Here is a 19,677-nt window from a genome sequence, read left to right as displayed (position 1 = left end):
ATTCGCGCGGCCCGTGATGGGGCTTGCGCGAACCATCTGTTGAAAACGAAACGGGCGCGCCTGCGCGCGCCCGGGACTTGAGACATTCAGGGCCGAAACCGGCGGCGGAACGACCGCCGGCCACGGTCCCTATTGCGCCGGTGTCGACGCGCCGGTCGGCAGGCTGGCTTCCAGGTCGTCCAGCGACGGAGCCGCCGGCTGGACAGGCGTGGTCGGGGCCGGAGCGGCAGCGGCCGGAGCCTGGGTATCACCGCCGACGGCGATCGCACCCACGTCATCAGCGTTGATAACCGACTCATTGGATCGAGTCACATTGCCGGCGATCGTCAGGCCGATAGCGCAGAGGAAGAACAGGATTGCCAGGATCGAGGTCGCCTGGGTCAGCAGGTTGCCGGCCCCGCGGGCGGTCATGAAGCCCGACGGGCCGCCGCCCATGCCCAGCGCGCCGCCTTCGGAGCGCTGCAACAGGATCACCCCGGTGAGGGCGACCGAAATCAGGATCATGGCGACGAGCAAAATGGTCTGGAGCATGGTGTCAATCATGTGGGCGCGAAGCTGCGCCGATCAAGCGGCGGCGTCTAACATTGATGCGGCCCTGGAGCAAACATCGATACCGGCAGGGGCGGGTCAGGCCCCGCGGATAATGCCGAGAAAATCGACCGCCTTCAGCGACGCTCCCCCGACCAGAGCCCCCCCGACCTCGGGAACGGCCAGGATCTCCGCGGCATTGGCGGGCTTGACCGACCCCCCGTAAAGAATCGGCACGATGTCGCCGGCATCACCCAGTCGCGCCTGGACGGCCAGGCGAACGGCCCGGTGGACGGCCTCGATCTCCTCCAGCGTCGGGGTCAGGCCGGTGCCGATGGCCCAGACCGGTTCATAGGCCAGGGCGAAGGGCCGGCCGGCCAGGCCCAGCGGCACCGATCCGGCGACCTGACGGCTCACGACCGCAACGGCCTGTCCCGCCTCACGCTGCGCCAGGGTCTCGCCCACACAGATAATCGGCTCCAGCCCGGCGGCCAGCGCAGCCTCGGCCTTGGCGGCGACATCGGCATCGGTCTCGGCGAATCCGGCGCGGCGTTCGGAATGCCCCAGAATGACCAGCCGTGCGCCGGCGTCCGTCAGCATCTCGGCCGAAACCGAACCGGTGAAGGCTCCGGCGGCGGCGGCATGACAATCCTGCCCGCCCAGTTCGACGGCCCCGCCGCCCAGCAGCCGGGCCATGCGTTCAATCAGGGTGGCCGGCGGGCACAGAACCACACGACAGGCTGCCGGGTCGGCCTCGAGCGCCTGTTTCAGGGCCTCGGCCTCGGCCAGATCCCGGCCCAGGCCGTTCATCTTCCAATTGCCTGCGATCAACTTCACGGATTGTTTCATACGCCCTGTTTAGGCATCCCGCGAGCCCAAGCCAAGCCGTCGGCAGCAGCGGCCGCTTGCCGTGCTACCCTGACGAGCCCTATACGCCACAGACGCTTCCCTTGCCGTCGGCCCGTCAGGTTCTTTCGATGATCTCCGTGTTCCGCAATTTCGCCAAATCCAAATGGGCCATCGGCCTGATCATCCTGCTGGGCCTCGGCCTGCTGGTGACGGGCGGCTCGCAGGTGGATGTACTTAATTTCGGCCCCAAACACGTGATCACCGCCGGTGACCGCAGCGTCGGCCAGCAGCAGTTCCGGACCGATTTCGAGCGGATCCGCAACAATCTGCAGGAACAGGCCGGTCGGCCCGTGTCGATCGACGACCTGATCAATGAAAACATCCACCTGCGTTATCTCGATAACCAGACGCAGCGTCTCGGCTTCCTGGCCTGGGCCTGGAAGGCCGGTATTCGCCCGGGCAAGGCCCTGGTGCTGAAGCAGATCCGTCAGGCCCCGGTGTTCTTCAACCAGGTGACCGGCGAGTTTGACGACAACGCCTACAAGACGGCCCTGGCGGCCCAGAACATCACGCCGGCCCAGCTGGAGCAGGAATTCCGCGACGAGTACGCCAGCAACCATTTCAACGCCGCCATCTTCTCCGGCACCCGCCTGCCCCGCATCTACGGGGCCCTGGTGGCCGGCCAGGCGCTGGAAACCCGCGACGGACGCTTCTTCACCGTGACCCAGGCCATGGCCGGAACCTCGCCCAAACCGACCGAGGCCCAACTGACCGCCTTCATGACCGAGAACGCCGATCGTCTGCGCCAACCTGAATACCGGATGGCGGCGCTGGTCCTGTTCAACGGCGGCACCGCCGCCACCGCCCCGATCGCTGAGTCGCGGATCCAGGAACGCTTCGAATTCCGCAAGGACGCCCTGTCCGATGCCGAGACGCGCACCTTCGTCACCCTGACCGCCCCGACCCGGGCCGCCGCCGACAAGGTCGCGACCGCCCTGCGCGCTGGTCAGACCCCGGCCCAGGCCGCGGCCGCCAACGGGGCCCAGGTCGCCCCCTATACCGACACCGCCCGCGCCGCCATCGGCGACCCGGCGATCGCCGCCGCCGTCTTCGGTCTGGCCGCCAATGAAGTGTCCGCCCCGATCCAGGGACGGGTCGGTTTCACGGTCGCCAGGGTCGAATCGATCACGCCGGGCCGCGCCGCCTCGCTGGACGGCGTGCGCGACGCCATCATCGCCGAACTGCGCCAGGAAGACGTCCGCGGGGCGGTCTATGATCGCGTCGACCGCTATGAGAAGGCCCGCACCGAAGGCAAGACGCTGGAAGCCGCAGCCCAGGAAGTCGGTGCCCGCATCATCCAGCTGCCGCCCTTCACCGAAGACGGCAAGACGCCCGACGGTCAGCCGATGAACGCCCCGCCGCAGATTTTCAGCACCGCCTGGAGCCTGACCAAGGGTGCCGAGAGTGAAGTGGTCGACGCTGGCCAGGGTCAGTATTTCGTGCTGCGCCTCGACGATATCCGTCCCGCCAGCCTGCCGGCCCTGGCCGACATCCGCGCCCCGCTGGAACAGCAGTGGCTGCTTCGCGAGAACAATCGTCTGCTGGTCACCAAGGCCGAGGAACTGGCCGGACGCATCCGTGCCGGTGAGGACGTCGCCGCCGTCGCCCGGTCGATCGGGGCCACGGTCCAGACGCACACGGGCGTCAAACAGGACCAGCAGAGCCAGGAAGCACTCGGCCAGGGCGGGCTTCAGGGCCTGTTCGGCCAGGGTCGCGGTCAGGTGTTCACCCTGCCCCAGTCGGCAACCAGCTATGTGATCGGCCGGGTCGACCAGATCCATGCCGCGGTCCCGGCGCTCGCCGCGCCGATTGCCGAACAGGTTCGCCCGCGCATGACCCAGGAGCAGGTCCAGGCCATGATCCAGCAGGCGATGACCGCTGCCGCCGCCCGGACCAAGGCGACCTATGATCTCGCCCGCGCCCGCGTCGCCCTGGGTCTCAGCCCCGAGGCCGCCCCGGCGGCCGCCGGGGCTCCGGCTCCGGCACCCGCCCCGGCACCATGACCACCGGGCCGGGCGCGGCGGGCTTTGAGGCCTTTGCCGCGGGCTGGACAGCGGGGTGCCCCCAGGTCGTCGTCCGCCGGCTGGTCGATGACCTGGAGACCCCGGTCTCGGCCTATCTGAAGGTCGGTCATGGTCGGCCCTATGCCTTCCTGCTGGAGTCCGTCGAGGGGGGAGCCGTCAACGGCCGCTATTCGATCATCACCCGCGACCCGGACGTGGTCTGGCGCTGCCGCGACGGCCGGGCCGAACAGGCCCGCGGCCCGGCCATCGCCGCCGGTCATTTCACCGCCGAGCCGGGTCCGGCGCTGGAGTCCCTGCGCGCCCTGATCGCCGCCACCCGGTTCGACCTGCCTGACGACCTGCCGCCGATGGCGGCGGGCCTGTTCGGGGTGTTCGGCTACGACATGGTGCGGCTACTGGAACCGCTGGGCGCGGCCAATCCGGATCCGCTGGACCTGCCCGATGCCGTCCTCGCCCGACCGGCCCTGGTGGGTATCTTTGATTCGGTGCGCCACGAGATCGTTCTGGTCTCCGCCGCCTATCCCGACAGCGGCCAGGATGCCCGCAGCGCCCATACGGCCGCCACGGCCCGACTGGACAGGTTCGAGTCCGAGCTACGCGCCCCCCTGGGTGCCCGCGCGGAACCGGTCGATATCCCGACCCCGGACTTCCGCTCGCCGGTCGACGGCACCGGTTTCGCCGGCATGGTCGCCGCCGCCAAGGCCTATATCGAGGCCGGCGACATCTTTCAGGTCGTGCTCAGCCACCGATTCTCGGCCCCATGGACCGAAGACCCGTTCGCCTTCTACCGCTCGCTGCGCCGCCAGAACCCGTCGCCCTATCTGTTCTTCCTCGATTTCGTCGACTTCCAGCTGGCCGGATCCAGCCCGGAAATCCTCGTGCGGCTCAAGGACGGGGCGGTCACCATCCGCCCCCTGGCCGGCACCCGCCCGCGCGGGGCCACGCCCGAGGCCGACCGCGCGCTGGAGGCGGAACTGCTGGCCGATCCCAAGGAACGGGCCGAGCATCTGATGCTGCTGGATCTCGGCCGCAACGATGTGGGCCGGGTCTCGATCCCGGGTACGGTCGAGGTCACCGAGAGCTTCACCGTCGAACGCTACAGTCAGGTCATGCATATCGTGTCGGACGTGCGCGGCCGGGCCGATCCGAAGCTGGACGCCGTCGACACCCTGCTGGCCGCCCTGCCCGCCGGCACCCTGTCCGGCGCGCCCAAGGTCCGGGCCATGGCCATCATCGACGAGCTGGAAACCGAAAAACGCGGCGTCGGCTACGGCGGCGGGGTCGGTTACATTTCGGCCGGGGGCGAGGCCGACATCTGTATCGTGCTGCGCACGGCGATGTTCACCGATGACCGGATCTTCGTCCAGGCCGGGGCCGGGGTGGTGGTCGACAGCGATCCGGCAGCCGAATATGCCGAAACCCTGGCCAAGGCCCGGGCACCGATGAACGCCGCCGCCGATGCCTGGCGCTACACCAGCGGAAACCGCTGAGCCCTAGCCGAGCGCCGGGTTGCTGGCCGCCGGCACGATCCGGACGCCGGCGTCATTGAAGCGGACACCCGGTCCCAACACCATCACACCGGCCATCAGCACCGCTGCCGTCGCCGCCAGGGCCGTAGCGACCAGGGTAGCCCAGGGGCTGTGCACGGCGGTGGCCGGCTGCAGCAGCGCACGGGCCTGGTCGATCGCGGAATCAGTCATGGATTTTCCCGTCTCTACCGCTCGATTGCAGCCCGAGACGGTTAACGAACCCTTATCAGCGCTGCCGGCGCTTGGCGGACGGGCGCTGGGGCCCTAGAAGCCGGGGATGATCCTCGTCGTCGATAACTACGACAGCTTTACCTACAACCTCGTCCACTACCTCGCGGAACTGGGGGCGGAGACGCGCGTGGTGCGCAACGACGACCTGACCGTGGACGAGGCCTGGGCCCTGAAGCCCGAGGCCGTGCTGCTGTCACCCGGCCCCTGCGCGCCGGACCAGGCCGGCATCTGCCTGTCCCTGCTGACCTCGGCCCCGGAGACCATGCCGATTTTCGGCGTCTGCCTCGGCCACCAGGCCATGGGTCAGGCCTTCGGCGGCGACGTCATTCGCGCCAAAAGCCTGATGCACGGCAAGACCTCACCGATCGAACACAGCGGACAGAGTGTCTTCAAGGGCCTGCCCACGCCCTTCACCGCCACCCGCTATCACAGCCTCGCGGTGCGCCGGGACACCCTGCCCGACGTACTGGACGTGACCGCCTGGACCGCCGACGGCGAGATCATGGGCCTGGCCCACAGGACCCGGCCAATCCACGGGGTCCAGTTCCACCCCGAGTCGATCGCCACCGAACACGGTCACGACCTGCTCGCCAACTTCCTCGACCTGGCCGGGGTCAAGCGCCGGGCCATGGTCTGACGCCGTGGCTGACGGCTTCAAACCCCTGCTGGCGAAACTGGTCGACGGGCAGGTCCTGTCGGACACCGAGGCGCACGCCTTCTTCGCCGCCTGTCTGAGGGGCGAGCCCAGCCCGGCCCAGGTCGCCGCCGCCGTCACCGCCCTGCGTATGCGCGGCGAGACCGTGGGCGAGATCGCCGCCTTCGCCACGGCCATGCGCGACGCCGCCGCGACCCTCGACCACCCCTATGACGTGATCGACACCTGCGGCACCGGCGGCGACGGCCAGCACACCTTCAACATCTCGACCGCCGCCGCCCTGGTGCTGGCCGGGGCCGGGCTCAAGGTCGCCAAACACGGCAACCGGGCCCTGAGTTCGAAATCCGGCTCGTCCGACGTGCTGGCGGTGCTGGGCGTCAACCTGGCGGCCACCCCGGCGCAGCAGCGTCTGTCGCTGGATCAGGCCAATATCGCCTTCCTGTTCGCCCCCGCCTGGCACGGGGCCATGCGCCACGTCGGGCCGGTCCGGGCCGAGATCGGCTTCCGCACCGTGTTCAACCTGCTGGGGCCGCTGTCCAACCCCGCCTCGGCGAAGCGTCAGGTCATGGGTGTCTACGATCCCCGCCTGCTGGAGCCGCTGGCCGAGGTGCTGGGCCGTCTGGGGGCCACCCGCGCCTGGACCGTCCACGGCCAGGGTCTCGACGAGCTGACCACGACGGGCCCGACCGAGGTGGCCGAGTGGAAGGACGGGGCCGTGCGCCGCTTCACCGTCACCCCCGGGGACGCCGGCCTGCCCCGCGCCGACATCGCCGCCCTGCGTGGTGGCGACGCCGAGGAGAACGCCGCCGCCCTGCGCGCCCTGCTGGCCGGTCAGGCCGGGGCCTATCGCGACATCGTGCTGCTGAACGCCGCCGCCGCCCTGGTCGTCGCCGACCGCGCCGCCGATCTGGCCGAGGGCGTGGTCCAGGCCGCTGCCGTCATCGACGATGGCCGTGCCGCCGCCGCGCTGGACGCCCTGGCCCGGATCACCAGCACCCCGATCGCGACCGAAGAGACCGAAGAGACCCAATGACCGACGTGCTGGACCGGATCGCCGCCTACAAACGCGAGGACGTGGCCATCCGCATGGCCGCCACCTCGCAGGCCGAGGTTGAGGCCGCCGCGAAGGCCGCCTCGCCCCCGCGCGGCTTCCGCGCCGCCCTGGCGCGCACCGCCACGCCCGGCCACCCGGCCCTGATCGCCGAGATCAAGAAGGCCAGCCCGTCAAAGGGTCTTATCCGCGCCGATTTCGACCCCCCGGCTCTGGCCCGTGCCTATCAGGCCGGCGGAGCCGCCTGTTTGTCGGTCCTGACCGACGGCCCCAGCTTCCAGGGCGACGACAGCTATCTGATCGCCGCCCGCGCCGCCGTCACCCTGCCCTGCCTGCGCAAGGACTTTCTGGTCGACCCCTGGCAGGTGGCCGAGAGCCGCGCTTTAGGGGCCGATTGCGTCCTGATCATCCTGGCCATGGTCGAGGATGTCCTGGCCGCCGAGCTTCTCGCCGAGGCCCGCCGCCTCGGCATGGACGCCCTGATCGAAACCCACGATGAGGCCGAAATGGCGCGTGCCGCAGCCCTCGGCGGCGACCTCGTCGGCATCAACAACCGCTCCCTGCGCACCTTCGACGTCGATCTGGGCACCACGGCCCGCCTCGCCACCCTGGCCCCGCATCAGGCCCTGCTGGTGGCCGAAAGCGGCCTGTTCACCCCCGACGACGTCGCCCGCGTCACCGCCGACGGGGCCCGCGCGATCCTCGTGGGTGAAAGCCTGATGCGTCAGGACGACGTCGCGGCGGCCACGCGGGCGCTTCTGGCCTGATCCGCCGTTAAGTTGACATTAGGACGGAACACTTACAGAACATCGGCAACGGTTCACGCCTTGTTCTGGACGATTCGCCTCCATGCTCACGCGCAAACAGCACGAACTCCTGATGTTCATCCATGAACGGATCAAGGAAACCGGCGTCTCGCCCTCCTTCGACGAGATGAAGGAGGCGCTTGATCTGGCGTCGAAATCCGGCATCCATCGGCTGATCACGGCGCTGGAGGAACGCGGTTTCATCCGCCGTCTGGCCCACCGCGCCCGGGCGCTGGAAGTGGTCAAGATGCCGGAACAGGCCACGACCGGGGCCCCGTCCCGGGCTCGCGCGCCCTTCCGCCCTGATGTGATCGAGGGGGGCGGTCGACCCCAGTCCATCGAGGCGGACAACGATACCCGCGAACTGTCGCTGATGGGCAAGATCGCCGCCGGCACCCCGATCGCCGCCATCGAACATGAGACCGCCCGCTATCCAGTCCCGGAATCGATGCTGGGCGCGGGCGAACACTACATGCTCGAGATCGAAGGGGATTCGATGATCGAGGCCGGGATTCTCGACGGCGATCTGGTCATCATCAAATCCACCGACACCGCCTCTTCGGGCGAGATCGTCGTGGCCCTGGTCGAGGGCGAGGAGGCCACGCTGAAGCGGCTACGCAAGAAGGGCCAGTCCATCGCGCTCGAGCCCGCAAACCGCGCCTATGAGACCCGGATTTTCGGCCCGGATCAGGTCGAGGTCCAGGGCAAGCTGGTCGGGCTCATCCGCCGCTATCACTGACATCGGCATCTGTCCGGACTGTCCACGGCCGGTCACCCCGCACCCGCGCCGCGGTCACCACGCGCCAACCTGACCCGTCACGCCACAGCTCGATCGCGCCGTTACGGCCATGGTCTTCACCGTCCAGCACCAGACGGCCGTCGCAGCTGTCCGGCAACATCGCGACGGCCGCCCGCAGGCTGATGACCCGTGCCGAACGACACAGGGCCTCCAGCGACGCTGGATCGGGTGGCCGACGCCCCCAGCTCATCGCCAACAGCCCCCCGGCCTCGGGGCGGCAGCTGAAGCGATCACAGACCCAACCCGCGTCGGGCCGGTCGACCGGCGTCAGGGCCCATCGCCGCGACCACAGGTCGGTGGCGAACTCCCGGACGCCCGGCCGGACGATCATCGCCTGTCGCCCCTGCACCACGGCGGCGCTGGTGCCGCCGTCGCCGATCCACAGGGCGGGCAGGGTCGACCGCGGCCAGATCATTACCGCCGCCGCCAACGGCAGGCCCAGCCAGCGCAGCCGCCCGCGCCACAGACAGATGAACAGGACCCCGACAAAGGCCACGGGCAAGGCGACGGCCGGTGCACTCGACACGGTCTGGACCGCCCCGGGCAGTCCGGCCACCGTCGTACCGATCGCCATCATGATTTCGATCGCCCGCGCCGCCACCCACAGGAACGGCGCGCCCAGTCCCAGTGGTTCCAGCACCGCTCCCAGGGCCAGGGCCGGCATCATCACGAAATCAGCCACAGGTGAGGTACCCAGATTGGCCAGCAGGCCATAGACGGCCGTGCGGTTGAAATGCTGCATCGCGAACGGGCCGGTGGCCAGGCCCGCGACCAGACTGGCGGCGCAGGCGGCGACGGTCCACGAGCCGATCCGCTGCACGGTGACGATGGGCCAGGGGGCTGACAGTTCGCGAACCCGTCGCGGCCAGACCTCGGACAGGGCCACCAGGGCGGCCGTGGCGGCAAACGACATCTGGAAGCCCGGCGTGACGATGGCCTCGGGTTGCAGCAGCAGGACGACGAAGGCGGCGGTGGCCAGGGCGTTCATGGTGATGGCCTGCCGGTCCAGAAGGATGGCGGCGAAGGCGATCGAGGCGGTGACGGCCGCCCGTTCGGCCGGCGGCGGGGCCCCGGACACGATCAGATAGGTGGCGACGGCCCCCAGCCCGGCGCAGGCGGCGACCTTCTTGCCCGGCACCCGCAGCGCCAGCCACGGCCAGGCGGCCACGCCCAGTCGGGTCAGGAAGAAGACGAATCCGCCGACGATGGCCATGTGCAGACCCGAGATCGACAGGATGTGGGCCAGGCCGGAATCGCGCATCACCTCCAGATCGGCGCGGCGAATCCACGTCTCGTGCCCGGTGGTCATGGCTGCTGCGATCCCGCCGTTGCGCTCACCCAGCCGCGCCACGATCCGCTGGGCCAGGCCGTAGCGGATCCGGTTCACCGCCATCGCCAGCCGCAACCGCCAGGGGGCGTCCGCGAGGATCGCCGGTCGCGTCTCCCCGAGGGCGAAGGCGACCCCGCCCATGCCCTGAAACCAGGCGTTGCGGCCGAAATCATAGGCTCCCGGACTGGCCGGGCCCGGCGGCGGGTTGAGAATGGCGACCAGGCGAACGGCTGCCCCCGGCGGCGGCGGCGCGCCCCGCAAGGTGGCGCGTAGACGGTGGGGCGTGGCGGCCGGTTCCAGACCCTGCACCCGCACCGGGGCGATCACCACCCGCGCCCCGCGCTCGCCCGGGCTGTCGACATCAATCACCCACGCCTCGATCACGGTTGGCTCGGACAGGGCCGGAGCGATCGGGGCGGCGATCCGGGCGCTTCGCACCTTCGCCGTCGTCAGCCCCAGGGCCAGACAGGCCAGCAGCAGCAGCGGCAGGGTGCAGCGCCGCGACCGTCCGGCCCGGCGCGCGGCCGACCACAGGGCACCGGCTACGATCGCCAAAGCCACCAGTGGCCACAGGGGCGGCTCGCGACCGAGGACGAAATAGACGGCACAGCCCGCGCCGAAGGCAACCGGGGTCCACAACCGCCAGCGGGGCCCCTGTGCCGAGACCTCCGACCGCAGTCCGTCGCGAATCCGGGCCGTGGCCCTGTGAATTCCGGCACCGGACGCTATAAGGACGGCGCTCACGGACATGCCTGAATGACCTCCTCCCCTCCTGTCGTCACCCGCTTCGCCCCGTCTCCGACCGGCTATCTCCACATAGGCGGCGCGAGAACAGCGCTGTTCAACTACCTTTACGCGAAAGGTCGCGGGGGTAAATTTCTTGTGCGTGTGGAAGATACCGACCGGGAACGCTCAACCGAGGGGGCGGTAAAGGCGATCTTCGACGGTCTCAGCTGGCTGGGCCTGTTCGCGGACGAGGAGCCGGTGTTCCAGTTCGCCCGCGCCGATCGCCACCGCGAGGTCGTGGCCCGGATGGTCACCGCCGGCCATGCCTATCGCGACTGGACCTCGGCCGAAGAGACCGGGGCCCTGCGCGACGCAGCCAAGGCCGAACGCCGCACCTTTGAATCCCCGTGGCGCGATCGCGATCCGTCCGAGGGGGATCCCTCGGCCCCGTACGTCGTCCGTTTCCGTCGCCCCCTGCCCGGCTCGGTCACCGTAGAGGACGCGGTCCAGGGTACGGTGACCTGGGCCAATGCCGATCTGGACGATCTGGTGCTGCTGCGCTCGGACGGCGCACCGACCTATAATCTGGCCGTGGTTGTCGACGACCACGACATGGGCGTCACCCACGTCATCCGCGGCGACGACCACTTGAATAACAGCGCTCGTCAATCATTGATCTACGACGCGATGGGCTGGGCTCGTCCGGTCTTTGCCCATATCCCGCTGATCCATGGTCCCGACGGGGCCAAACTGTCCAAGCGGCACGGGGCCCAGGCCGTGCATGAATATGCCGAGATGGGCTATCTGCCCGAGGCCATGCGCAATTATCTGACCCGTCTGGGCTGGGCCCACGGCGACGACGAACTGTTCAGCGACGCCCAGGCCCTCGAGTGGTTCGATCTGGACGGCGTCGGCAAGGCCCCGGCCCGGCTCGATTTCGACAAGCTGGCCCACGTCAACGCCCACTGGATCCGCCTGGCCGACGATGAGCGGCTGGCCAAGCTGACGCTGGATATCCATCTGGCGCGCGGCCACACCCTGCACGAGCATGATGAGGCCCGCCTGACCCAGGCCATCCCCTTCATCAAGGACCGCGCCAGGACCACGCTCGAACTGGCCGACCAGACCGCCTTCGTACTGAAGGTCCGGCCGTTGATGATCGACGAGCGGGGCCGCACCCAGCTGGCCGATGAGGCCGGTGAGCGTATCGGCCGGCTGCGTACCCGCCTGGCCCTGTTCGAAAGCTGGGACGTTTTCGCCCTCGAGGCCGAGCTCAAGGTCTTCGCCGAGGAAGAGGCGGTCGGCTTCGGCAAGATCGGCCCGCCGGCCCGCGCCGCCCTGACCGGTGGCCATTCCGCGCCCGATATTGCGAAAATCCTCGCGGCCCTCGGACGCGAGGAAAGTCTCGGGCGCTTGGATGATGCGCTGCAACCGACTATCTGACACTAACACCTGGATCCGGTTCGCGACTCCCCTCGCCAATCGGACTGCACAAAGGGGCTGCAATGACTGAACAAGCCAAACCCGCCGGAACGGCAACGCTCGCCTACAACGGAACGAGCGTCGACCTGCCGGTCCTGGCCGGGACGACCGGTCCGAACGTGATAGACATCCGCAAGCTGTATGGCGCGACCGAGGCCTTCACCTACGATCCGGGCTTCACCTCGACCGCCGCCTGCGAAAGCGCCCTGACCTTCATCGACGGAGACAAGGGCACCCTGCTGCACCGCGGCTATCCGATCGACCAGCTGGCTTCCCAGTCCAACTTCATCGAGGTCTGCCACCTGCTGCTGCGTGGCGAACTGCCGACGGCTGCCGAATACGAGGCCTTCGAACGCAGCATCACCATGCACACGATGCTGCATTCGCAATTTGACCGCTTCTTCGAGGGCTTCCGTCGCGACGCCCACCCGATGTCGATCATGGTCGGCACCGTCGGGGCCCTGTCGGCCTTCTATCACGACAGCCTCGACATCCACGATCCGGTCCAGCGCAACATCTCGGCCATCCGCCTGATCGCCAAGATGCCCACGATCGCCGCCCGGGCCTACAAATACCATATCGGCCAGCCGTTCGTTTCGCCGCGCAACGACCTGAACTACGCCGAGAATTTCCTGCGCATGTGTTTCGCCGTTCCGGCCGAGGACTATGAGGTCAATCCGGTCCTGGCCAAGGCCATGGACAGGATCTTCATGCTGCACGCCGACCACGAGCAGAACGCCTCGACCTCGACCGTGCGTCTGGCCGGGTCGTCGGGTGCCAACCCGTTCGCCTGTATCGCCGCCGGCATCGCCTGCCTGTGGGGCCCGTCGCATGGCGGGGCCAACGAGGAAGCGCTGAACATGCTGAAAGAGATCGGGACCCCGGACAAGATCCCGGAGTTCATCGAGGGCGTGAAGGCCAAGAAATACAAGCTGATGGGCTTCGGCCACCGCGTGTACAAGAACTATGACCCGCGCGCCAAGGTGATGAAGGAATCGGCCGACGAAGTGCTGGCCGCCGTCGGTGATCCCAACGATCCCCTGTTCCTGGTCGCCAAGGAGCTGGAGCGGATCGCGCTGAGCGACGAATATTTCATCGAGCGCAAACTGTTCCCGAACGTCGACTTCTATTCGGGCATCACCCTGTCGGCGATGGGCTTCCCGACCTCGATGTTCACCGTGCTGTTCTCTCTGGCCCGCACCGTCGGCTGGATCGCCCAGTGGCAGGAAATGATCGGCGACCCGACCCAGAAGATCGGTCGTCCGCGCCAGCTCTACACGGGCCCGACCGAACGCGATTTCGTGCCGATCCAGAGCCGCGGCTGAACAATCCCGTCACCGAAATGACCAACGCCGGAGCCCCTCGCTCCGGCGTTTTTCATGTCCGGACACGATTTCCGGCTGTCCGGACAAATCCTGGCTGGCACTTGCCGGCGGACCCCGCTGTGCTGACCCCATGACCCACGCCTCCGAAACCACGCCACCCGACAGCCCCCCGCACGCCCCGCGCAAGCGCGGTCTGGTGCACGAGATAGTTGAGACCGCGACGGTGATCGCGTTGGGCCTGCTGGTCGCCGTCACCTTCCAGACCGTCGCCTTTCAGCCCTTTACGATCCCGTCCTCCTCGATGGAGCCCGGGCTGGTGACCGGAGACTATGTGGTCGTGTCAAAATTCGCCTACGGCTGGAGCCGTGCCTCCCTGCCCCTGAACCCGCCCCTGCCCGATGGTCGCCTGTTCGGTCGCGCCGTCGGGCGCGGCGACGTGGTGGTTTTCCGTCGACCCAGCGATCCGCAGCAGACCTGGGTCAAGCGCGTCATCGGCCTGCCGGGCGACCAGGTTCGGGTCGCCGGCGGAGTCGTCGCGGTCAACGGCCTCGCCATCCCGCGCACACCGCTGGATGTGGTTTCGGACCATGACATGCCGTCCCGCCGGGTGCTCGAGGTCCGCGAGACGCTTGCGGACGGGCGTGGCTGGATCACCTACGACGGCGGCTCGGGCCTGCCCGGCGACGACACCGGCGTCTTTGTCGTGCCCGCAGGCCAGTATTTCATGATGGGCGACAATCGCGACAACTCGCTGGACAGCCGCTGGCCGGCCGACGTGGGGGTCGGTCTGCTCCCGGCGGACAACATCATCGGCAAGGCCGAACTGGTGGTCGCCTCGTGGAAGCCCGGCGCGGGCCTGTTCAAGCCATGGAGCTGGCTCAGCCTTCAGCCGGGCCGGTTCTTCCTGCCGGTGGGCTAGCGGCGAAACTCGTCAAAACTGACCATCGCGTCGTGGTTGCGGTCCAGGCGTTCGAAGGCGGCGCGCGAGCCTGACTTCGCCGGCGACTGCGCCAGGGAGGGCACTGCGACCGCGCCCAGGGCCAGACCGGCGAGGAGCGCCGCCAGCGCGTGCCAGCCACGATTGCGCACGGCGCGACCGCCGGCACCGATCTCGCCCTCCATAAGCGCGCGCACCACCTCGCTCACCGTCCGGCCGTCGTCACGGCAGCGGGCCATGAAGGCGATCTTGGTGGCATGGGGCAGTCGGACCTCGATGGTCTCGCTCTTCTTCGGCGGCTTCTGGGTCATGGTGTCGGGTCCGGTGCAGCGGGCCAGTCTGTGCCTGACCCCGGTTTGAGCGAACTATGACCCCCGCAGAGCTGGCCGCCAACCGCACTGGCCACGGATGGCCGCCCTGTAATCCGGCTCAGGCCCGGGCGGCGATCACCTGCAGCACCGCTTCGGCCGCCAGCTCCGACGGATCGGGGGCACTGCGCCCCATCAGATCCAGCGCCGCAGTCTGCCGCGTGGCCTGATCCGCCCGGGCAGCAGGATCGTCGAGCAGTCGCCCGACCTCGGCCGCCATCCGCTCGGGCGTGGCCTCGGTCTGGATCAGCTCCTTCGCGATCTCCTCATCGGCGGCGATGTTGAACAGGGTCGCGAACTTGCCGGTGAAGAAGGGCCGCATGATCGCATAGCTGAGGCCGTCGAACCGGTAGGCGATGACCATCGGGGCTCCGGCCAGGGCCAGTTCGGTGGAGACGGTGCCGCTGGTGGCCAGGGCCACGTCGCAGGCGCGCATGGCGTCGTATTTCTCGGCCTCCTGCACCAGCTGGACCCGGAAGGGCCAGGCGGCGATGCGGGCGGCAACCTCGGTGGCCACGGTCCCGGCCGCGACCACGGCGACCTGTAACCCGGGGCGGTCAGCCTTCAGCCTGGCCACCGCCTGTTCGAACAGGGGGGTCATACGGCTGATCTCACCCGGCCGGCTGCCGGGCAGCACCAGCAGCAGGGGGGCGTCGGCGGCCAAATTCCGGCTGGAGCGGAAGCGCGCGCCGTCGGCCGCCGCCATATCGACATGGACCGCCTGGGACCCGACGACCGTGACCGGCAGGCCTTCGCGCTCGAACCATGGCGCGTCGAAACTGTACAGGGCCAGCAGGTGGTCGACCGTGGCCGCCAGGGTCTTTGCCCGACCCGGACGCGAGGCCCAGACCTGCGGGCCGACATATTTGATCAGGGGCACGCCCGGCAGCGCCAGCTTCAGCGCCTTGGCCACGCGGATGGTGAAGCCCCAGCTGTCGATCAGCACCACGGCGTCGGGCTTTTCAGCCACCGCCAGGGCCACGGTGTCGGTGACCCTTCGCTTGACCAGCCCATAGGCCTTCAACCCCTCCAGCCAGCCCAGGATCGACAATTCGGCGATGTCGAACGGACTGACGATGCCCAGGGCCGCCATGCGCGGTCCCCCGACCCCGACGAATGTGATCGGTCCGTCGGCGCGGGTCGTCAGGGCCGAAGCCAGACCCGCCCCCAGGGCGTCGCCCGAGGCCTCGGCCGCCACCAGCATGATCTTCAGCGGTCGGGTCACGCCCGGTCCTCGCCCCAGACGAACAGGCCCAGACGGTCAGCGGTCGCGATCAGGGCCGTTCGGTCGATCAGGATCAGTTTTCCGGCCACCCCGCCAACCCCGGCCAGACCGGCCATGGCCGCCAGTTCCAGCGTCCGGGCCCCGATGACCGGCATGTCGACGCGCAGGTCCTGGATCGGCTTGGGGGCCTTGCCCAGGGCCCCGCGCGGAGCTCCGGTCTTGCCGCGCAGGTCGGCCGGCAGGCCGGCGACGCGCATCAGCATGGCGTCGGTCCCTTCCTGGGCCTCGACCGCCAGTACCAGACCGTCACAGACGACCGCCCCCTGACCGATATCCAGTTCACCGGCTTTTTCCGCGACGTGGAGCGCTTTTTTCAGATCCGACAACTGCACGTCGGTCGGCTGGATCGCCCCCAGCGCCCCGGCCGGCAGACTGTCGCCCCCCAGGATGTCGTCGGCCCCCTCGATGGCATAGCCCTCGCCCTCGAACACCGACAGAATCTTGCGCAGCAGCGCATCATCGCCCCGGGTCGCGGCGGCGATAATCCCGGGCAGCAGGGTTGCCCCCTTCAGGTCCGGCTTCAGGGTCTTGAAATCGGGCCGGTTGACCATGCCGGCGAAACAGACAGCCCCGCAGTCGGCGGCCTTCAGCGCCGACAGGATACGGCCGATCTCGGCCATGCCGGCGGCGACCCCGGGATAGCGGGCCAGATGCGGGTCAGCAAAGCCGTTCAGTCGCACCACGAAGAGCGGCCGCCCCTCGGCCTCGCACCGGGCAGCGACCGACAGGGGCAGGGCCCCGCCGCCGGCGATCAGGCCCAGCCGGGTGGCCGGGGCCGGGCCACCGACACTCATGCGCCGGGCAGGCACAGGGGACGCCGCGCATCGGCGCGGATGAAGGCGACGATCTCCATGATCTCGGGCAGGTCGGTATAGCGGTCCGCCACCCGGTCCAGACGCTCGGCGAAGACTCCCCCGGCCTCGAACAGTTCGCGGAAGGCAGCCAGCAGCCGGCGGATCTGGTCCTTGCCGTAGCCCTTGCGCTTCAGTCCGACGAGATTGAGCCCGTGCAGCTGGGCGTGATTACCCCAGGCGGAGCCATAGGGGATGACGTCACGGGTCACGGCGGCCAGCCCGCCGATGATGGCCCCCTGGCCGACCCGGCCGAACTGGTGGATGGCGCACAGGCCACCGAGGAAAACCTTGTCGCCGATGGCCGCATGACCACCCAGGGTCGCGTTATTGGCCATGGTCACGTGATTGCCGACGACCGCGTCGTGGCCGACGTGGGCCCCGGTCATGAACAGGCCGCTCGACCCGACCCGGGTCACGCCCCCGCCCTGGGGCGTGCCGCGATTGAAGCTGCAGTGTTCCCGGATCAGGGCATCGGCCCCGATCTCCAGCCGCACGGGCTCGCCCTTGTAGCCGCCATGCTGCGGATCGCCGCCGATCACGGCGAACGGATGGATCACGCCCCGTGCGCCGACCGTCGTGTCCTGCTGGATCACCACATGGCTGACCAGATGCACGTCCTCGGCCAGGTGCACACCGGGCCCGACCTGGCACCAGGGTCCGATGCTGACGCCTTCGGCCAGCACGGCCGACGGATGGACAAGCGCGGTCGGATGGATGGTCACGGCTGTGCCACGGTGACGACCATGGCCGCGAAATCGGCTTCGGCCGTCAGCTTGCCGTCGACGAAGGTCTCGCCCCGGAATTTGAAGATGTCGCCCCGCTGGCGGGTGACCACCACCTTCATGCGCAGCTGGTCGCCCGGGCGGACCGGCTTGCGGAAGCGCACCCCGTCGATCGACATGAACATGATGACCTTGCCCTCGACGGCCACGTCCAGGGTCTTGGACATCAGCAGGGCCCCGGTCTGCGCCATGGATTCGACGATCATCACCCCGGGCATGACCGGATCGATCGGGAAATGGCCCGGGAAATACGGCTCGTTGTGAGTGACGTTCTTGATACCGGTGATCGAGGTATTGGCGACGAAATCCTCGGCCTTGTCGATCAGCAGGAAGGGATAGCGATGCGGCAGGCGCCGCATGACCTCGGCATAATCGATCGAGACATTGGATTCTTCGGTCATTCCGCCTGGTCCTTTGGCGCGGGACTCGCCTTCCGCGACACCTGTCTGGCGAGCCAGACCGCTTCACGCAAGGACTGACGGATGGGTTTTGCCGGATAACCGGACCAGGTCTCGCCCGCCGGTATGTCCGCCAGCACGCCGGCACCACCTGCCACGCGCGCGCCGTCACCGATGCGGATATGGTCGCCGATCCCGGCCTTGCCGCCGAACATCACATTGTCGCCGACCGTGACCGAGCCGGAAATACCGGTATGGGCGGCCATCAGGCAGTTGCGGCCGATCACACAGTTGTGGCCGATCATCACCAGATTATCGATCTTGGTATTCTCGCCGATGACGGTGTCATCATAGGCCCCGCGATCGATACAGCTGTTGGCTCCGACGCTGACCCCGTCCTGCAGGATGACGCGGCCCAGCTGGGGCACGTCGATCGGACCGGCACTGGATCCGGCCGCCCCGAAGCCCGGCTCGCCGATGCGGGCCCCGGACAGGATCCGGACCCGGTCGCCGATCAGGGCGAAACCGATCGAGGCATTGGAGCCGATCTGGCAGTTGCGGCCGATCTGGACCCCGGGGCCGATGACCGTATTGGCCCCGATCCGCGTGCCGCGGCCGATACTGGTGCCCTGGCCCAGCACCACACCCGGCTCGATGACGACATCATCGTCCTCGAGCACGGCCCGGGGCCCGGCCCCGATGGCAATCGCTCGGTGCAGGATCAGTGAGGCCCGCGCCCAGGCCGCCTGGGGCTCGGGCGAGACGATCACCGCGCTACCGGCGGGGACATGGTCCACGGCGGCGGCCGGCACGATCACGCAACCGGCCACGGTGGCTTTCAGGGCTTCGGTGAATTTGCGGTCAGCCAGAAAGGCGACGGCGTTGGCGTCAGCCAACGCCAAAGGAGCGACGGCGATGATCGAGCGATCACCGCCGCGCACGACCGTGCCGCCGATCCGGTCACCCAGCTGGGCGACCGTCACGGCGGGCAGACTGTCGAAGAACCGTGAGTCGGGCATCATACCCTGCCCGATCCCGGACCTATTGACCCGGTTGCTGGACCGGCACCGGCAGGCGGTTGAAGCTCAGCGAAGGCAGGGCCGTGTTCAGGCGCTGGATGGCCAGATCGGTGACGTCCATGGCCGGGTTCATCATGAAGACGCTCTCGCGGCTCAGCAGGATGCCGCAACCACGCTCCTGGTAGATGGCGACCAGGATGGGCTCCACGGCGACCGAGATCAGGCGGCGCTGTTCACCGAGCGTGTAACGCAGCTCGTTGTCGCGGGTCTGCTCCAGCTGCTGGGCCTCCTGGATGCGCTGCTGCAGGGCCTGGCTGCGCGAGTTGCGCTCGGCTTCCGACAGGCTGGCACCGCTGGTCTGCAGCGTCTGGATTTCGGTCTGGATCGAGGTGGCGTAGGGAGTGAGCTCACCCTGAACCTCCTGCGACAGCTGGGTCATGCGGGCCTGGACAGCCTGACCGGCAGTCGACTGGGCCAGCAGGCGCTGGTTGAAGAAAACGCAGACGCCGGGAATGACCGGGCCCGGGTTGGCCGGGCCGGCGGTCTGGGCCACGGCGGTGGAAGCGGCGAGCGAAGCGAGCGCGAAAGCGCCAATAGCAAACAGTTTCATCTTGGGCCTTTGAACGGACGGACAGTGCC

At 68.7% G+C, this 19,677-nt stretch carries 20 protein-coding genes; 9 read left to right on the top strand and 11 right to left on the bottom strand.

Annotated features, from left to right (window positions below):
- Positions 1–129: 129 nt before the first annotated feature.
- Entirely contained in the window at positions 130–531 is a 402-nt protein-coding gene (gene secG / locus PSV00_RS04570) for a preprotein translocase subunit SecG (protein WP_300445317.1), read from the bottom strand.
- Positions 532–627: 96 nt separating this feature from the next.
- Positions 628–1,377 carry a triose-phosphate isomerase gene (tpiA, locus tag PSV00_RS04565; protein ID WP_300445315.1) on the bottom strand — a complete coding sequence of 250 codons (750 nt, stop codon included), beginning with the start codon at positions 1,375–1,377 and terminating at the stop codon, positions 628–630.
- A gap of 128 nt (positions 1,378–1,505) precedes the next feature.
- Here tpiA and PSV00_RS04560 point away from each other — a divergent pair, with 128 nt between their 5' ends.
- Together PSV00_RS04560 and trpE are read left to right on the top strand one after the other, a co-directional pair.
- The gene (locus PSV00_RS04560) at positions 1,506–3,440 is read left to right on the top strand and encodes a peptidylprolyl isomerase (RefSeq protein WP_300445313.1); all 1,935 of its coding nucleotides are present in this window, start codon (positions 1,506–1,508) and stop codon (positions 3,438–3,440) included.
- Positions 3,437–4,951 carry an anthranilate synthase component I gene (gene trpE / locus PSV00_RS04555; protein ID WP_300445311.1) on the top strand — a complete coding sequence of 505 codons (1,515 nt, stop codon included), beginning with the start codon at positions 3,437–3,439 and terminating at the stop codon, positions 4,949–4,951. Before PSV00_RS04560 ends, trpE begins: the two co-directional genes overlap by 4 nt.
- Before the next feature lie 3 nt (positions 4,952–4,954).
- Here trpE and PSV00_RS04550 read toward each other — a convergent pair whose 3' ends face one another.
- Entirely contained in the window at positions 4,955–5,161 is a 207-nt protein-coding gene (locus tag PSV00_RS04550; RefSeq protein WP_300445309.1) for a peptidoglycan-binding protein, read from the bottom strand.
- A 106-nt stretch (positions 5,162–5,267) separates the two neighbouring features.
- Here PSV00_RS04550 and PSV00_RS04545 point away from each other — a divergent pair, with 106 nt between their 5' ends.
- From PSV00_RS04545 to lexA, 4 genes are all read left to right on the top strand, one after another.
- Entirely contained in the window at positions 5,268–5,858 is a 591-nt protein-coding gene (locus PSV00_RS04545) for an aminodeoxychorismate/anthranilate synthase component II (RefSeq protein ID WP_300445308.1), read from the top strand.
- Positions 5,859–5,862: 4 nt separating this feature from the next.
- Entirely contained in the window at positions 5,863–6,909 is a 1,047-nt protein-coding gene (trpD, locus tag PSV00_RS04540; protein WP_300445307.1) for an anthranilate phosphoribosyltransferase, read from the top strand.
- Complete coding sequence (gene trpC, locus PSV00_RS04535) at positions 6,906–7,694, top strand: indole-3-glycerol phosphate synthase TrpC (RefSeq protein ID WP_300445306.1); 789 nt, start codon at positions 6,906–6,908, stop codon at positions 7,692–7,694. Before trpD ends, trpC begins: the two co-directional genes overlap by 4 nt.
- Before the next feature lie 82 nt (positions 7,695–7,776).
- The gene (lexA, locus tag PSV00_RS04530) at positions 7,777–8,472 is read left to right on the top strand and encodes a transcriptional repressor LexA (protein ID WP_300445304.1); all 696 of its coding nucleotides are present in this window, start codon (positions 7,777–7,779) and stop codon (positions 8,470–8,472) included.
- On the opposite strand, the gene PSV00_RS04525 is transcribed toward lexA, so the two are convergent.
- Positions 8,453–10,612 carry a ComEC/Rec2 family competence protein gene (locus tag PSV00_RS04525; protein WP_300445302.1) on the bottom strand — a complete coding sequence of 720 codons (2,160 nt, stop codon included), beginning with the start codon at positions 10,610–10,612 and terminating at the stop codon, positions 8,453–8,455. The genes lexA and PSV00_RS04525 overlap by 20 nt on opposite strands.
- A gap of 6 nt (positions 10,613–10,618) precedes the next feature.
- Here PSV00_RS04525 and gltX point away from each other — a divergent pair, with 6 nt between their 5' ends.
- The 3 genes from gltX to lepB all read left to right on the top strand — a co-directional run bounded on the left by gltX (position 10,619) and on the right by lepB (position 14,314).
- Complete coding sequence (gene gltX / locus PSV00_RS04520) at positions 10,619–12,031, top strand: glutamate--tRNA ligase (protein WP_300445300.1); 1,413 nt, start codon at positions 10,619–10,621, stop codon at positions 12,029–12,031.
- Between the two features lie 62 nt (positions 12,032–12,093).
- A complete protein-coding gene (gltA, locus tag PSV00_RS04515; protein ID WP_300445298.1) occupies positions 12,094–13,395 on the top strand; it encodes a citrate synthase in 1,302 nt (433 codons plus the stop codon).
- A gap of 130 nt (positions 13,396–13,525) precedes the next feature.
- Entirely contained in the window at positions 13,526–14,314 is a 789-nt protein-coding gene (gene lepB / locus PSV00_RS04510; RefSeq protein ID WP_300445297.1) for a signal peptidase I, read from the top strand.
- Here lepB and PSV00_RS04505 read toward each other — a convergent pair.
- The 7 genes from PSV00_RS04505 to PSV00_RS04475 all read right to left on the bottom strand — a co-directional run bounded on the left by PSV00_RS04505 (position 14,311) and on the right by PSV00_RS04475 (position 19,648).
- Positions 14,311–14,643: a hypothetical protein gene (locus tag PSV00_RS04505; RefSeq protein WP_300445296.1), complete on the bottom strand. Its 333-nt coding sequence runs from the start codon at positions 14,641–14,643 to the stop codon at positions 14,311–14,313. The two genes, lepB and PSV00_RS04505, sit on opposite strands and share 4 nt — an antisense overlap.
- 118 nt (positions 14,644–14,761) lie before the next feature.
- Positions 14,762–15,925, bottom strand: coding sequence for a lipid-A-disaccharide synthase (gene lpxB / locus PSV00_RS04500; RefSeq protein ID WP_300445294.1), 1,164 nt, complete (start codon positions 15,923–15,925; stop codon positions 14,762–14,764).
- Complete coding sequence (lpxI, locus tag PSV00_RS04495; protein ID WP_300445516.1) at positions 15,922–16,779, bottom strand: UDP-2,3-diacylglucosamine diphosphatase LpxI; 858 nt, start codon at positions 16,777–16,779, stop codon at positions 15,922–15,924. The genes lpxB and lpxI overlap by 4 nt, the downstream gene beginning before the upstream one ends.
- On the bottom strand, positions 16,776–17,561 hold the full coding sequence (gene lpxA, locus PSV00_RS04490) for an acyl-ACP--UDP-N-acetylglucosamine O-acyltransferase (protein ID WP_300445292.1): 786 nt from the start codon (positions 17,559–17,561) through the stop codon (positions 16,776–16,778). The genes lpxI and lpxA overlap by 4 nt, the downstream gene beginning before the upstream one ends.
- Positions 17,558–18,022: a 3-hydroxyacyl-ACP dehydratase FabZ gene (gene fabZ / locus PSV00_RS04485; RefSeq protein WP_300445290.1), complete on the bottom strand. Its 465-nt coding sequence runs from the start codon at positions 18,020–18,022 to the stop codon at positions 17,558–17,560. The genes lpxA and fabZ overlap by 4 nt, the downstream gene beginning before the upstream one ends.
- A complete protein-coding gene (lpxD, locus tag PSV00_RS04480) occupies positions 18,019–19,038 on the bottom strand; it encodes a UDP-3-O-(3-hydroxymyristoyl)glucosamine N-acyltransferase (protein WP_300445515.1) in 1,020 nt (339 codons plus the stop codon). Before lpxD ends, fabZ begins: the two co-directional genes overlap by 4 nt.
- A gap of 22 nt (positions 19,039–19,060) precedes the next feature.
- A complete protein-coding gene (locus tag PSV00_RS04475) occupies positions 19,061–19,648 on the bottom strand; it encodes an OmpH family outer membrane protein (RefSeq protein ID WP_300445288.1) in 588 nt (195 codons plus the stop codon).
- Positions 19,649–19,677: the final 29 nt, after the last annotated feature.

The sequence above is a fragment of the Brevundimonas sp. genome (genome assembly GCF_029945885.1).
Classification (GTDB): domain Bacteria; phylum Pseudomonadota; class Alphaproteobacteria; order Caulobacterales; family Caulobacteraceae; genus Brevundimonas.
The sequence above is the reverse complement of the archived record's forward strand: the minus strand, read 5'-3'. Positions and strand labels throughout refer to the sequence as shown.